This window comes from Corynebacterium sp. HMSC063G05, from assembly GCF_001810555.1.
Classification (GTDB): domain Bacteria; phylum Actinomycetota; class Actinomycetes; order Mycobacteriales; family Mycobacteriaceae; genus Corynebacterium; species Corynebacterium jeikeium_D.
In genome coordinates this window covers 271,146-285,948 of record NZ_KV801865.1, presented here as the reverse complement: position 1 = coordinate 285,948, position 14,803 = coordinate 271,146, and the positions used below count along the sequence as shown (strand labels likewise).

Here is a 14,803-nt window from a genome sequence, read left to right as displayed (position 1 = left end):
CCCGGAAAAGACACACTTTTCTTTACTTAACCCGTAATGAGGGCGAAAAATCTGGCGGGCTGGAGAACGAAAACACCCCGTGACCTGCATAGTCACGGGGTATTTATGTGTGCGCCTGGGGAGACTTGAACTCCCACGCCCTAAGGCACTGGAACCTAAATCCAGCGCGTCTGCCAATTCCGCCACAGGCGCCCGTCGCGAATCCGTGACAGTTACGTACAGTCCCCGTAAGCATGGACTACCTATTAGCCACCTACAGGCACAACGAACTTTCACAGCTCATTTGGACTGTACACACTTTAACGGGTTTGCCGCAGATTTCCTAATGTCCCATCCCCTGCCTATCCAGCGAGCGCGCTAGCTTGGCAGGTCACGGACTAGCTATGGTGGTTATGTGTCCACTTCACAGCATTCCAATACCACTGACAAGCCAGCGAAGATTCCCACTCGTACCCGCGTGGTGCAACTAATCTTCTTGGCTCTTGCAGTCGGCGCCACTCTTGCACTCGCCTACTGGCAGCTCAGCAGGTGGAACACAACCAGCTCATTCCAAAACCTGGGCTACGCACTGCAGTGGCCAGCTTTCGGCCTGTTCTTTATTTGGGCCTACCGCAAATACATGGAGTACGAACGCGAACGCCTGAGCGGCAATAGCGAGGCCGCATTTGAGGCTAAAGACGATGTCATGACGGAAATTCCAGACGAATTCCTGCCGACCAACCCAGATGGCTCGCGAAAGGTGCAGCGTGTGGATGAGACACAATCGACGGATTCTGGCACCAACGCCTAGGCGATAACTGCTTATTCGAGAAAAGGACTTTTAGTGACCAACATCAATCCAGATCGTCAAGAGCGCGTAAGGAAGGCACTGACGTACTTCTCCGTCACCGCCTACTTCACGGGTGTGATGCTGCTCTTGCTGTGTGCCGAGATGATTTACAAGTACCTCATCCTCGACAACTCCGCCGACGCGCCGCGGTGGTTCTTCTACACCGCCCAGATTCACGGCTTCGGCTACATGGCATTCCTCATTGCCACCGTAAACCTGGGTACCAAGGCCCGCTGGGAACCAGCAAAGTGGATTATCACCGCGCTCGGTGGCGTGGTCCCGTTCCTCTCCTTCTTCGTCGAGAAGAAGCGTCGTGAGGAAGTCGAGACCGCTTTCCAGCTGAAGTAGCGGGCTCTCGGCAGCCCGAGGGCTACCCCTTAGCCTCAACCTCAGCCAGAATTTTCAGCGCCGGAGTCAAGGCACGCAGTGCACGCCCCCTGTGGCTAAAAGCGTCCTTGTCTTCGGCGCTCATTTGTGCCGCAGACAAGGCCCCCTCAGCTTCGTTGCCCTCCCCAACTGCGGGCGCGAACACCGGATCGTAGCCGAACCCATTGTCCCCAACAGGCTCGCGCAGAATGGCGCCAGGCCAGCGGCCCTCTACAACCAGCAGCAGATTACCGGCTTCATCGAGGACGGCTGGGAAACCGCCGTCGGCAAGCGCGGACGGCACCTCCTTGACACCGGGGACGACCAACGCGCAGGCGGTACGGAAGGACGCCGTACGACGCTCATCTGGGCAGTCCCCCATCTGGGCGAGCAGCAGCTCGTAGTTAGCGACATCGTCGCCGTGAGTGCCGGACCAGCGCGCCGAGAGCACACCCGGCATGCCGTTTAGCTCATCGACGCTGAGCCCCGAATCGTCTGCCAAGCACGCGTAGCCGGTGTGTGTCGCACCATCGAAAGCCTTGATGTAGGCGTTGTCCGCAAAAGTGCGACCGGTTTCGGGGCGCTCTGGGTACTCCGGGACGTCGCTAAGCGAAAGAAGTTCCACCGAATCAATACCCGCCGCACGCAGGATGCGGTCGAGCTCGACTAGTTTTTTAGAATTTCGGGTAGCGACGAGGAGCTTCACGGCAGCTCACCCGGGTACGGCGCACGCAGAACTTCCTGCTGCAGGGCAACGAGCTCACGCAGACCCTTTTCCGCCGAGTCGAGCATGTCATTCAGCTGACCTCGGTCAAAGGTGCCTTCCTCGCCAGTGCCCTGGATTTCGACGAACTTACCCTCTGCGGTCATCACCACGTTGAGGTCGACCTCAGCGCGAGAGTCCTCCTCGTAAGGCAGATCCAGGCAGACACGGCCATCAATAATGCCAACCGAAACAGCTGCGACTGGTGCCTTCAGCGGGGTGCCCGGAACTGCACCCGCTGCATGCAGGTAGGTCAGGGCATCAGCCAGCGCGACGTACGCACCGGTGATGGAAGCGGTTCGGGTACCACCATCCGCCTGCAGAACATCACAGTCGATGTTGATGGTGTTCTCACCGAGTTCCTTCAAGTCGATAGCAGCTCGCAAGGAGCGACCGATCAGACGGGAAATCTCGTGAGTGCGACCCTTGACCTTGCCGCGCATTGACTCGCGGGGCATGCGCTCGTGGGTAGAGGCCGGCAGCATGGAGTACTCAGCGGTCAACCAGCCCTCGCCGGAGTCACGCTTGAATCGTGGCACCGACTGTTCGACGGAAGCGGTGCACATTACACGCGTATTACCGAAAGTAACCAGCACAGAACCGGCCGGATTGTCGGTGAAGCCGCGAGTGATGGTCACCTTGCGCATTTCATCAACCGCGCGTCCATCGGCACGGCGAAAATCGGAATTAGCTGTAGTCATGCCAACTACCCTACCGCCCGGCGCGGAAGCGGTGCGACAGCTGTACGGAAACCCGATAGTCGCTGTGACTAGCCGCCTAGCTCCATGCCCAGGTAGGCCAATTCAACGTCACCGGCAAAGGTGCTCTTCGCAGCACGTAGTGCTTCTTCACCGTCGGCGTATGGCGGAATGTGAGTCAGCACCAGCTTCTTAACCCCCGCCAGCGTCGCTGCCTTTCCGGCCTCAAAGCCTGTCAGGTGCATGTCCGGTGGGGTGCCCTCTTCGTTGCTGCACCATGTGGCTTCGCAGATGAAGATATCCGCATCCCGCGCCAGCTCCACCAATTCATCGGTCCACGCAGTATCTCCGGTGTACGCAATGGTCAGACCATCTGCTTCAATGCGATATCCAACAGCTGGCACCGGGTGGACCATGTTATACGGCGTGACGACGGCGCCTCCGTCCGCTTCGCCCCCACCGACTAACAGTGGCTCACCGGGGTTACTCACAACCTGATCAAAAGTGTCTTCCAGGTTGGCATCTTCTTCACTTCCCAGTGCTTTGCACATGGTGCCTATCCGGTCGTGAATGTCTCCGGGGCCAACCAGGAGATTCCGGGAACTCGCCGGGGCTGTCGGGTGGAAGCGACGCCAGACGAGCAGCCCTGGAATGTCTGCAGTGTGGTCTGGGTGCACATGAGTTAGTAACAAATCACAAGCTGCAGGATCAGAGATCTTCTGCAATTCGGCGAGGACACCGGGACCCAAATCAATGACAAAGGTTCGACCGTTATCCAGCTCAATGAGGTAGCCAGATGCTGGCGCCGATGGGCCACCCATGCTGCCTGTACATCCCAGAACCTTCAATCGCATACTTCAAGCTTGCCATGTAATTGATCAAAAACGAGCAAAAAACCAATGGAGTGTCTGGATTTAATAAGAAAGGTCACATTTGGGAATGCATAGTGACCTGGCTAATACCCGGCCCAAGGAAGCGCTTTGCCAGGGATGCAAAAACTTGCGGATCTCCAGTGGATTCGAATGTGCGCACAGGGTTCGGATTACTCTCCGGGTCAGCGAGCATGTCGGTCTTTGTGAGGATGCGCAGAACATCCTTCGACGTCTCCTCCGCCGACGACACTAGGGCGACGTCCTCCCCCATAGCCAGCTGAATCACACCAGACAGCAGCGGATAGTGGGTGCAGCCCAGCACGAGGGTGTCCACACCATCGGCCTGCAATGGCGCGAGGTAGCCCTCTGCAAGTCCCAGAATCTGGCGACCGGAGGTAATTCCTCGCTCGACAAAGTCCACGAATCGCGGGCAGTCGACCGCGGAGACATCCACGCCGGGCACTGCATCAAAGAGATCTTGGTAGGCACGGGAGCGAATTGTGGCGGCGGTACCGATTACGCCGACTTTTCCGTTCCTGGTGGTCGAGACCGCACGGCGCACAGCGGGCAGAATGACCTCGACTACTGGGACTGGGTAGCGCTCGCGGGCATCACGCAAAAATGCGGCCGAAGCCGTGTTGCAGGCAATGACAATCATCTTGCAGCCGCGTGCAACCAGTTCATCGGCAATCGCTTCAGCGTGCTGACGAACCTCGGCGATGCGCAGCGGCCCGTAAGGGCCGTTGGCAGTATCGCCGATGTACATAATCGACTCGTGCGGCAGCTGATCCATGATGGCACGTGCCACTGTCAGCCCACCGACGCCGGAGTCAAAGATGCCAATCGGCGCTGTTCGGTCGGGGAAGCCGCTATCCTGCGCTGTCAGCTGATTGACTGCCTGAGTTTCTGCTCCTGCTCCCACCGCTATCTGGACTCCTCATATCGTTGGTCAAACACCGAAGCTCCTATTCTAGGCCGATTTCGTCAGGAGCTGATGCCACGTACCTCGGGCTCTTAGCGACGTGCACTCTTAGCCACGTGCACGACCGCGCTTAAACATCACCGCAGCCCAGATGCCCGCAAGCCCACCGAAGAGGTGCATCTGCCAACTAACAGCCATCTGTGTTGGCAGCACTCCCCAGATAAGACCCGAATACATCGATGCCAGAATCACGCCCAAAATAATCTGCATCACCCGACGATTCACGAAACCGCGTACGACCAAAAACGCCAGCCAGCCGTAAATCAGGCCGGACGCACCGATGTGGACGGTATTTACACCGCCGACCAGCCAGGTCAGACCGCCGCCAACGACCGTAATCAAGAGTGTGACCTGCCAAAATAGCCGCTTCGACGACATTGCAATCAAACCGGCGAACAACGCCCCGGGCAGAGAGTTCGCCACAATGTGCCCGTAATCTGCGTGCAGCAGCGGTGCGGTCAAAATTCCCCACAGCGTCGAGGTTTCGCGTGGGCGCACACCGAAGTTGTTCAGCGCCCCACCAAAGATGAATTCGTTGACAAGAAAGACCGTCCAGATAAGTGCCAGGTACCCAATAGCCGTACTGATGGCCGCCCCGAGCCCGCCGTCGCGATCCTGTGGAACAATCTGATTATTCCGCCGCGTCTGCACGGGACCGCCCATCGGGTACTGCGCATAGTTCTGGTAATTCTGCTGTTGTCCCGAGCTCCATTGCGGATTCATTGGCGAACTTCCTTCACTACTTGTCCAGCATCTCTGACAGCGCGGCTACTTCCGCGCGTCCCGTTGCACTCATCACGGCATCGACAATAGCCATCTGCACCGCATCGGCCGCCATCGCAGCCAACAGGGCCACCACATCCGAGCCCACGGGTTCAGCGTTTCCGCTATCCGCCGCCTCGGCCGAGCTGAGGGCAAACAGCGTGTCACCGTCCATCGGCGCATGAGCCGGCCGAATCGCTCGCGCCAACCCGTCATGACCGCACATCGCCAACCGCTTCAACTGCGCAGTTGTCACCGGCGCATTGGTTATCAACGTGCCAATCGTTGTGTTTCGCGTGCTTGCCGACGATTCCCCGTGTCCAGCCGCATCGGCGAGAATCTTGGTCCTACCGACGAAAACCTGGTCCAGCTGCGCCAATGCCTCCTTGCTGGCACCGGCAGCCGCGGGCATTCCGTAAAGGTGTCCCTCCGGGTCAATGACCGCACCAAAGGAGTTGACAACCATTGCGGCAGCCACAAAGTACTTACCATCGGCGGAGGTCACACGGGCTTGTCCAAAACCACCCTTGATTGCCCCGGCCATAGCGCCGACACCGGCACCTACTGTCCCGGAGGGAGTGTCCTCCGGGACGTCGTCAAGCGCGTGAGACAACGCCTCGCGCCCGAGTGCAGCGGTGGGCAGCGTCGGCTCCCCCAACAGCAAGTCGAAGATGACAGCACCGGGAACGATGGGCACGAGGATATCCGGACGAGTTGGGGTGACCTCAAAGCCAATGCCGCGGTCGCGCAGTTCGCGCATAGCTCCGTCGGCAGCTGCGAGGCCGTACGCGGAGCCGCCAGCCAAAACGACAGCGTGGACGCGTTCGACGGTATTCTCCGGTGCGAGCAGGTCGGTCTCGCGGGTGCCCGGACCGCCGCCGCGGACATCGACAGCGCCGACAGCGCCGCCTGGAGCGGCGATGACGGTGACTCCGGTATCCCCCTCAGCAGCATGGCCGATGGAGATGCCGTCGATGGAGTCGAGACAGCCTGCGCCGATGTCGATGCTCGTGCCCAGCGCAGCACTGCTGGCTTGGTGTCGAATGTCGGTGGGGCTGATTGCGAAGATCTCAGAATTCATTGTCGACCACGGCACCTTTCACCACAGTTCATGGCAGCTAACCTCAGTTGATTACTGCATCTTTTCGGGGTTTTGCTCGGATTCGCTACTCACCCATGAGCTGGTCCAACAGTGACTCTTGGTTGTAGGACAGCCACTGGTACATCGCGTCGGTCTGCTCAATCTGTTCGATGGAGCCATTGAGGTTCTCCATGGAAACATGCAGGTAAATACGTAAGTCATTGATACCCGCTACCCAGGCATGGGCATCACTTTCCGAAATGGATACCTGCCCCGACTCGGCGGGCTCCAGGGCATCGATAATCGCACGCAGGGAATGGAGCTTGCTCTCTACAATCTCCGATTCATGCAGCTGGCGCATGAAAGCGTTTTCCCCCTCCACGCTCTCCTCACCCGGCTTGGTGAAGTCCGGCAACAGTCGCGCAAGCTTCGGATCGGATGGGGCTTCGGAGTGTCCGACAGGCATTCCCGTCATTTCCGCGAGCTCATCCTTCGGCGCCGACCGGGCTCGCTCCATCAGCGAGTCCGCCACAGTAGCAGCCAGATTCAGCAGCAAATCCCGCTCCGTGCCTTCAAAAGCCGTGACGTACTTGACGCCACCGCCGAGAAGGGATCGCTTGCGCTTCCAAGGACGCATGTAAATTCTCTCCCGCTGTCGAATATCGGCTTAGTCAGCCTGCTCCATTGTTGCCCACAAGCCTGCCTTGTGGAGCTTCTTCACATCGGCCTCCACCTTGTCACGCTCACCGGAAGACACGATTGCCTTGCCCTCCGTGTGAACCGTCATCATTAGCGCGTGCGCCTTCTTTCGGTCCATGCCGAAGAGCATCTGAAACACGTAGGTGACATAACTCATCGAATTAACCTGGTCATCCCACACAATGCACTGCCAGGGTCGGTTCGATTCCGTCACGACATCGGCATCCATAGTGGGCATCGGTGTTGCTGCTGGCATGCTCATAGGCACCAGGATAGTACGGAGTGGCGCGCGCTCGCCGGAACCGACTGCCCCGGCCCGCTTCAGCCGACTAGACTATTGACCGTGATTGATAAGCATTCCTCCACCGCCCTTCTCACCGATAAGTACGAGCTGACGATGCTGCAGGCATCGCTTGCCGACGGATCCGGCGAGCGCCAGGTCGCCTTCGAGGTGTTTGGCCGTCGCCTGCCGAATGAGCGTCGCTATGGCGTTGTCGCTGGTACAGCGCGTGTGTTGGATGCTATCCGCAACTTCCGCTTCACCGAGGAACAGCTGGCTTCGCTGGACTTCCTCGATGACAGGACGCTGGATTACCTGCGTAACTATTCCTTCAGTGGCCAAGTCGACGGCTACCGCGAGGGAGAGCTCTACTTCCCCGCCTCGCCCATTTTGACGGTGCGAGGCACCTTCGCCGAGTGCGTCATTTTGGAGACTGTTATTCTCTCCATTCTCAATGCGGACTCCGCCATCGCCTCGGCAGCAACCCGAATGGTCACGGCTGCCGGTGGGCGCCCGATTATTGAAATGGGTTCGCGTCGCACTCATGAAGAAGCAGCTGTGACTGCTGCCCGTGCCGCCTACCTGGCAGGTTTTAGCGCCACCTCCAACTTGGAGGCAGCGGCACGGTACAACATCCCAGCTTCCGGTACCGCTGCGCACGCGTGGACTCTGTTGCACACCAACCCAGATGGCACGACGAACGAGGCTGCGGCCTTCAAGGCTCAGATTGACACACTGGGAACCGACACCACTTTGTTGGTGGATACCTACGACATCACCGAGGGCGTCAATACGGCTATTGAGGTCGCGGGTCCGGAACTCGGCGGTGTACGTATTGACTCCGGCGACCTCGGAGTTCTCGCTCGCCAGGTGCGTCAGCAGCTGGACTCGCTGGGTGCACACAACACCAACATCGTAGTGTCCTCTGACCTCGACGAGTTCGCCATTGCGGCGCTGAGGGCAGAGCCGGTCGATGTCTACGGCGTGGGCACCTCTGTAGTCACTGGCTCCGGCGCGCCGACTGCGGGCCTGGTCTACAAGATGGTCGAAGTTGATGGGGTGCCCGTCGCCAAGCGCTCGTTGGACAAGCGAAGCCACGGTGGCGTGAAAGCGGCGATTCGTACCTGCCGTCGTTCCGGTACCGCCGTGGAGGAAATCGCATTCCCGCTCGGCTCAGAAATCCCGGATGTGGGCAACCTGCACTACCGCGATCTGACCATTCCGATGATGCGCGATGGCGAGGTCGTCGATGGTCTACCGACCTTGGAGGAGTCCCGCGACCACTTGGTTAAAGCGCTGGTCAGCCTCCCGTGGGAGGGGCTCGCACTTTCCCGTGACGAGCCGGTACTGTCCGTCCGTTTTCACGGCGTTTAGGCGGCGGGGGAACTGTGTCGGACACTCCCGAGCACGCAGATTTTGCTGAGCTATCGGACGACTTTGAGGACTTTGACGATGTTGACGATGTTGACGAGCTAGCTTCACCGAGAGCCAGCGTCCATAACGCGGATAGCATCGAAGCTCTTCTCGATGCGGCAGTGAAGGGACTCGGCGGAACGACTCGACCGAATCAGGTCAAAATGTCCCGGTCGGTGGCCTCCGCCTTTGCGCGCGAGCGGCACCTAGCGGTACAGGCAGGTACCGGTACGGGTAAGTCGCTGGCCTACCTGGTGCCTGCCATTGTGCAAGCAATGGAGTCCGACGAGTCTGTAATCGTTTCCACGGCGACCATTGCGCTGCAACGCCAGCTGGTCAAACGCGACTTGCCGCGGCTAGTCAGTTCGCTAGAGCCACACTTGTCCCGTACGCCAACCTTCGCAATCCTCAAGGGCCGCTCGAACTACCTGTGCAAGTCCAAGGTCGGAAATGTCATCAAAGATCCCGTCATGGACGGTGATGAATCCGAGCCGACCGCTATGGGCGGCCCCACTGCTCTACTCAGCGAAGCGCAGCTCAGCCGAACCGCTGCCGAGGTCATGCGGCTACGCGAGTGGGCCAATGACACCGACACCGGCGACCGCGACAGCCTGGACAAGGGCGTTTCCAACGAAGCCTGGCGGCAGGTCTCCGTCACGGCTCGCGAATGCGTCGGTGCCATTTCCTGCCCTTTCGGCGAGGAGTGTTTCGCCGAACAAGCCCGCCGCGAGGCCTCCAACGTCGACATCGTTGTCACCAATCACGCACTGTTGGCCATCGATGCGCTCTCCGACGCCATGATTTTGCCGCAGCACGACTGCGTTGTCATTGACGAGGCTCACGAGCTCGACGGTCGAATCACCTCTGTTGCCACCGACGAGCTCTCCCCTGCCGGTATCACCATGATGGCCCGGCGCGCCCGCAAATTCGGCGCCGCAGAGCAGGTGGATGATGTCACCGATGCCACGGATTTACTCGGCGAGACCGTCGCATTGCTTGCCGACGCCTACAGCGGCGCACTCGAAGAAATTCCCGGTGAGCTTGGAGCGGCGCTAGCTTCGCTCCGCGATAGCCTGTGGCAACTACAGACCACGCTGGGCACCTCTAGTTCAGGCAGCTCTGGCGGGTCGGGCTCCGGTGGTTCGAGTTCTGACTCTGACAACACTGAGCGCCAGACCGTCCGCGCTGCCGTGGAGAATATGCACGACGCAGTTGTGCGAATTCTAGAGTTCAGTAGCGACGATGTCGTATGGCTTGGCGAGAACAAGACAGTTTATGTCGCTCCCCTGTCCATCGCAGCACTGCTTCGCGAACGCCTCTTCGGCGAATCCACCGTCGTTTTGACCTCAGCAACACTTGCTCTTGGCGGCAAGTTCGATGCCATGGCCGCCGCTTGGGGGCTTCCCTCCGGCGGGTGGGATGGTTTGGACGTCGGCACGCCCTTTGACCCGCAGAAATCTGGCATCCTCTACGTCGCACGCGACCTGCCACGACCTGGACGCGACGGCGCCACACCGGAGCAGTTCGCGATCATGGAGCGCCTCATCCGCGCCGCTGGTGGGCGAACGCTCGGGCTGTTTTCTTCTCGCCGAGGCGCCGAGGCAGCGGCGGAGGAAATGCGCAAGCGCCTGCCTTACGACGTGCTGTGCCAAGGCGATGACTCTATCGGTGCTCTGGTTGATCGTTTCGCAGCTAATCCGCAGACATGTTTGTTTGGCACGCTGACGCTGTGGCAAGGCGTCGATGTTCCTGGCCCATCGCTATCGTGTGTCATCATCGATCGCATCCCGTTCCCCCGCCCCGACGACCCGCTTTTGTCCGCGCGCTCCGATGCGGCTAATGCCGCTGGCCGAAACGGTTTTATGGAGGTCTCAGCGACGCATGCAGCGCTGCTGATGGCGCAGGGTTCTGGTCGTCTGCTACGTCAAGTCGATGACCGCGGGGTTGTTGCGGTACTGGATTCACGGTTGGCGACTGCGAGCTATGGTTCCTGGATTGCCGCGTCGATGCCTGACTTCTGGCGGACGACCAACCTGGATATTGCGGCTGGAGCGTTGCAGCGGCTGACCCAAAGCTGATTCAGAGGGGGGCTGTCTGGGCTCACGAGGTGACGCTGGATTAGGCATAGTTTCTGGAAAAAATCCCGCGTTTTTCTATCCAATACAATATTGTGATGTGAAACACAGCACTGCTACAGTGCCCGCGCTAATGAAGCAGGACGCTTGGCAGCCGTGCACGAGATTAGAAAGGCGATTTCCTGCATGCCCCTTTCCAGCAACCTCCCCGACATCGACATCCCGGAGACCTCACTCTTTGAGTTCCTCTTCGGAGAAATTGAGCCACGTCACCAGGACAAGCTTGCAATCGTTGACTCAGGCTCCGAGGTCACCTTCGGTGATCTGAAGGCCAGTATTGAGAAGTTTGCGGGTGCGCTGGCAGCACGTGGGATTAAGAAGGGCGACGTTGTGGCTCTCCACTGCCCCAACTCGACAACCTTCGCGGTCGCTCTTCACGGTGTCCTACGCGCGGGGGCTGTCTGCACGACGGTCGCATCGCTGGCAACTGCGGAGGACATTGAAAACCAACTCCGGATGTCTGACGCGAAGATGATGCTAACGACCTCCTCAATCGGTTGGGCTGGCGCCCACGGCGCTGAGGCTGCTGGTCTGCCGGAAGAGATGATTATTGGCCTGACGGGTCTCCACGGCATGGGCGAGCTGCTTGCCGAGGGGCACGCAGCCCCGGACGTCGACGTATCACCCGATGACGTTGCCGTGATTCCGTTTTCCTCGGGAACCACCGGTGTACCGAAGGGCGTCCAGCTCACTCACCGCAACTTGGTGGCCAACGTCGCTCAGGCGGGTGGAGCTACAGTCAACGCGCTGACCGAGGACACCCCGGCTGTCACTATCCTGCCGTTTTTCCACATCTACGGCCTGACTGCGCTGCTGAATCTGTGCCTGTGGCGCCGCACGACGCAGTACACCATGGGCAAGTTCGACCTCGTCGATTTCCTGTCCATCATCGCCGAGCACAAGGTGAAGTTCGCGTTCATCGCACCGCCTGTAGCTGTGGGCCTGGCCAAGCACCCAGCTGTCGATTCCTTTGACCTGTCCAGCCTGGAGACAATCTTCTCGGGTGCCGCTTCTCTCCAACTTGACCTCGCGGAACAGGTGGAAAAGCGCCTTGACTGCGTGGTCGCACAGGGCTTCGGCATGACCGAGTCCTCGCCAGCAGCCCACATCCGCATCGGCCACGATAGTCCGCTGGACTCGATCGGTCGCGCAGTCCCCAACACTCAGTACAAGATTGTCAACCTCGACTCCGACAGCTTTGAGGAAATCCCGGTTCCCGCCGAGGGGCGCTCGGAGGCAGGTGAGCTATGGATTCATGGTCCACAGGTGATGAAGGGCTACCTCAACAACCCGAAGGCGACGGCAGAGACGCTTGTCGACGGTTGGCTGCGTACCGGCGACGTTGCGGAACTCGACGAACACGGGAATGTGTACATCGTCGACCGCTTCAAGGAACTGATTAAGTACAAGGGCTACCAGGTTCCGCCGGCCGAGCTCGAGTCCGTGCTGCTCAGCCACCCGGATATTGCCGATGCCGCCTGCAGTGGTGTCGTTCGCTCCGACGGCGAGGAGATTCCTAAGGCTTACGTCGTCCTCAAGGCGGGCGAGCAGGTGACTGAAGACGAGATTATGGACTACGTCGCCGACCGCGTCGCACCGTACAAGAAGGTGCGAGCAGTCGAGTTCATGGATGAAATCCCGAAGTCGGCGACGGGCAAGATTCTGCGCAAGGATCTCAAGGCCATGGAGGCAGCACGCGCTCAGTCGTGAGTTACTGCCCCAGGGGTCACCGCCACGGTGACTGAACCGGGAGCAATCTCGGTAAACCCGGCATCCTGAACCTCAACCGCGCGGAGCTCTGGCGCTGGCCACTGCTCCCGCGGTACTTCTTTCACATCCAGCGCGTAGCCACTTTGCGCCCACGCCCAGGCATCCTCAACCGACAGGGTGGCCGCATAGAGCATTGAGCCGTGTCCAACTTGCGCGGCCACCTTTCCTACGGACATATTCAGGTTTTTGTCCACCCAAATCACTGGCAGAGCAAAGGTGTCAGCGCTCTCATGGTCGCCCGGGGCACCGGGAGATGTGTTCTCCGGGTCGTCGTAAGGCAAATCGGTGCCGGAAATTTGTAGTTTGGCAATCTCCGGGTAGGTTTCGTCGACAGGCGTTGGCACTAGTGCGCGAGCTTGCGCGCCGTCGACGTCCACGGTGACACCCGGTGCAAGCTGAGCGCGTTGCCAGCCGATATTGCGAGCGCGACGTGTGAGCTTGCGGATGCGCGCACCGTACCAAGACGCCAGACCTTGTTGATAGGCAGAAGTGTCATCGCCTGCGCGTTCGTCCAGGCAACAAGCAACCACAGCCATCGCGGCAGCGCGGAGCAGCGCAGTGCGCGAGGGGCGTTCCTTCTTCGGAACCTCAAGCATAATAGCCATTGCCCACGGCACATCCTCGCCGTGGTCTTCCCTATCAGGTTGCGGCAGGAGATTATGGGCGATACGGAACCACTCCGGTACCGATGATGCGTCCGTGACAGCTGGATCCTTGTGATCCTCGCGTTGCACTACTGCTCCAACGGCACGCGGCGGAAGGTGCCATCTTCGCGGTCGGCATCGTCGATTTCATCGCGGGAAATGCCCAGCATGAACAGAATCGAGTCCATGAATGGAACGTTGACGGACGTGTCAGCGATTTCCTTCAGCGCCGGCTTGGCATTGAAAGCAATACCAAGGCCTGCGACCGACAACATATCGATGTCATTGGCCCCATCGCCGACCGCAACGGTCTGATGCATCTGAAGCCCCGACTCTGCGGCGAACGTCTTGAGGCTGCGGGCCTTCTCCTGCCTATCGACGACATCGCCGACCACGCGTCCAGTCAGCTTTCCGTCCTCGACCTCGAGGGTATTCGCCTTGTAAAAGTCCAGACCGAGATCCTTTGCCAGCGGCTCCAAGATCTGGATAAAGCCACCGGAGACAGCACCACACTTGTAACCGAGGCGCTTCAGCGTGCGGATCGTGGTGCGGGCGCCTGGAGTCAGCTCGATGGAGTTAGTGACTTCCTCTAGGACACTGACCGGCAGGCCAGCCAGAGCCTTAACTCGCTCATGCAGTGACTCGGCGAAGTCCAGCTCACCGCGCATAGCGCGCTCTGTAACCGCTGCAACCTCCGCCTCGCGACCAGCATGGGCGGCCAGCATCTCAATGACCTCACCGGTAATCAAGGTCGAGTCCACATCGAAACAAATCAAGCGCTTGGAGCGGCGCTGCAAACCAGCGCGTTCAATTGCGATGTCAATGTCCTGGTCCTGTGCAAGCTCGGCCAGTGCCTTACGCAGCGGAATGCCCGCACCCGGCTTCGGGTCCGGAATAGAGACCAGCAATTCCAGGCCAGTGACTGGGTAGTCAGCAATACCGCGAATGGAATCGATGTTTGCACCGTAATCAGCAAGAGTGCGGCCGATACGGGAAATATCCTCAGCGTTGACCGGATTGCCCAACACGACAAGTGCGTGGGTGGAGCCATCGCTGCGCTCAATCGGGGCATCCAGCTGGAAACTGACAGTCATGCCGTGAGGCTTCAGTGTTTCAATGAGTCCCTCACGGAGAACACCGACCTTTTCTTCTGTGACACCAACAAGCGCACCGAGGCTCAGATTAGAGCGGAACACCGACTGTTCCACATCCAAAATTTGAACTCCGTGGGCCGCGAGCACGCGGAAGAAAGCTGCGGAGACACCCGGGCGGTCTCGGCCAACAGCGGTAATAAGCACCGGAGCTAGTCCCGGTGCCAACGAAACCGATAGAGCATCGGTATCTACAGACTGACTGGGAGAGATAATTACCTGTTCATTCACCAATCCAGTATCGCATGAAGCCCCGGCAGAGTGCTCATCGCATAGTGGGATTCCGCACTTCAGTGGGTGGCCAGTCGCAGCCATTAGCTGTCGCCCCCCCTGCGCTCCGCTGCTCCCCCCCCCCTTC

15 protein-coding genes and 1 tRNA gene are annotated in these 14,803 nt (G+C 59.5%); 5 read left to right on the top strand and 11 right to left on the bottom strand.

The features are described 5' to 3' along the window. Positions 1-110: 110 nt before the first annotated feature. Positions 111-192: transfer RNA gene (locus HMPREF2751_RS10545), tRNA-Leu, on the bottom strand. 202 nt (positions 193-394) lie between these two features. Here HMPREF2751_RS10545 and HMPREF2751_RS10540 point away from each other — a divergent pair. Then, on the top strand, positions 395-790 hold the full coding sequence (locus tag HMPREF2751_RS10540; protein ID WP_016422268.1) for a hypothetical protein: 396 nt from the start codon (positions 395-397) through the stop codon (positions 788-790). A 33-nt stretch (positions 791-823) separates the two neighbouring features. Beyond that, positions 824-1,177 (top strand): DUF3817 domain-containing protein, encoded by a 354-nt coding sequence (locus tag HMPREF2751_RS10535; RefSeq protein ID WP_005511118.1) that lies wholly within the window; start codon positions 824-826, stop codon positions 1,175-1,177. Positions 1,178-1,199: 22 nt separating this feature from the next. Here HMPREF2751_RS10535 and HMPREF2751_RS10530 read toward each other — a convergent pair whose 3' ends face one another. From HMPREF2751_RS10530 to clpS, 8 genes are all read right to left on the bottom strand, one after another. Further along, positions 1,200-1,901, bottom strand: coding sequence for a non-canonical purine NTP pyrophosphatase (locus HMPREF2751_RS10530; protein ID WP_016422267.1), 702 nt, complete (start codon positions 1,899-1,901; stop codon positions 1,200-1,202). Then, positions 1,898-2,659 carry a ribonuclease PH gene (gene rph, locus HMPREF2751_RS10525; protein ID WP_049193334.1) on the bottom strand — a complete coding sequence of 254 codons (762 nt, stop codon included), beginning with the start codon at positions 2,657-2,659 and terminating at the stop codon, positions 1,898-1,900. Before rph ends, HMPREF2751_RS10530 begins: the two co-directional genes overlap by 4 nt. A gap of 68 nt (positions 2,660-2,727) precedes the next feature. After that, a complete protein-coding gene (locus HMPREF2751_RS10520; protein ID WP_042388494.1) occupies positions 2,728-3,510 on the bottom strand; it encodes an MBL fold metallo-hydrolase in 783 nt (260 codons plus the stop codon). A gap of 73 nt (positions 3,511-3,583) precedes the next feature. Next, the gene (murI, locus tag HMPREF2751_RS10515) at positions 3,584-4,450 is read right to left on the bottom strand and encodes a glutamate racemase (RefSeq protein WP_016422264.1); all 867 of its coding nucleotides are present in this window, start codon (positions 4,448-4,450) and stop codon (positions 3,584-3,586) included. 108 nt (positions 4,451-4,558) lie between these two features. Then, complete coding sequence (locus tag HMPREF2751_RS10510) at positions 4,559-5,233, bottom strand: rhomboid family intramembrane serine protease (RefSeq protein WP_016422263.1); 675 nt, start codon at positions 5,231-5,233, stop codon at positions 4,559-4,561. A gap of 16 nt (positions 5,234-5,249) precedes the next feature. Beyond that, positions 5,250-6,353, bottom strand: a complete 1,104-nt coding sequence (locus HMPREF2751_RS10505; RefSeq protein ID WP_069359085.1) for a P1 family peptidase — start codon at positions 6,351-6,353, stop codon at positions 5,250-5,252. 85 nt (positions 6,354-6,438) lie between these two features. Then, positions 6,439-6,990: a DUF2017 domain-containing protein gene (locus HMPREF2751_RS10500; protein ID WP_070546264.1), complete on the bottom strand. Its 552-nt coding sequence runs from the start codon at positions 6,988-6,990 to the stop codon at positions 6,439-6,441. A 30-nt stretch (positions 6,991-7,020) separates the two neighbouring features. Further along, positions 7,021-7,314: an ATP-dependent Clp protease adapter ClpS gene (gene clpS / locus HMPREF2751_RS10495; protein WP_005511165.1), complete on the bottom strand. Its 294-nt coding sequence runs from the start codon at positions 7,312-7,314 to the stop codon at positions 7,021-7,023. Positions 7,315-7,395: 81 nt separating this feature from the next. Between clpS and HMPREF2751_RS10490 the strand changes: the two genes are divergently transcribed. From HMPREF2751_RS10490 to HMPREF2751_RS10480, 3 genes are all read left to right on the top strand, one after another. Further along, entirely contained in the window at positions 7,396-8,706 is a 1,311-nt protein-coding gene (locus tag HMPREF2751_RS10490) for a nicotinate phosphoribosyltransferase (RefSeq protein ID WP_016422259.1), read from the top strand. Between the two features lie 137 nt (positions 8,707-8,843). Continuing rightward, positions 8,844-10,823 carry an ATP-dependent DNA helicase gene (locus HMPREF2751_RS10485; protein WP_210383678.1) on the top strand — a complete coding sequence of 660 codons (1,980 nt, stop codon included), beginning with the start codon at positions 8,844-8,846 and terminating at the stop codon, positions 10,821-10,823. A 183-nt stretch (positions 10,824-11,006) separates the two neighbouring features. Next, positions 11,007-12,590 carry an AMP-binding protein gene (locus HMPREF2751_RS10480; RefSeq protein WP_070595973.1) on the top strand — a complete coding sequence of 528 codons (1,584 nt, stop codon included), beginning with the start codon at positions 11,007-11,009 and terminating at the stop codon, positions 12,588-12,590. Here HMPREF2751_RS10480 and HMPREF2751_RS10475 read toward each other — a convergent pair. Together HMPREF2751_RS10475 and serB are read right to left on the bottom strand one after the other, a co-directional pair. Further along, entirely contained in the window at positions 12,581-13,384 is an 804-nt protein-coding gene (locus HMPREF2751_RS10475) for an aminoacyl-tRNA hydrolase (protein WP_070595972.1), read from the bottom strand. The two genes, HMPREF2751_RS10480 and HMPREF2751_RS10475, sit on opposite strands and share 10 nt — an antisense overlap. Further along, on the bottom strand, positions 13,384-14,676 hold the full coding sequence (serB, locus tag HMPREF2751_RS10470) for a phosphoserine phosphatase SerB (RefSeq protein ID WP_049193346.1): 1,293 nt from the start codon (positions 14,674-14,676) through the stop codon (positions 13,384-13,386). The genes HMPREF2751_RS10475 and serB overlap by 1 nt, the downstream gene beginning before the upstream one ends. Positions 14,677-14,803: the final 127 nt, after the last annotated feature.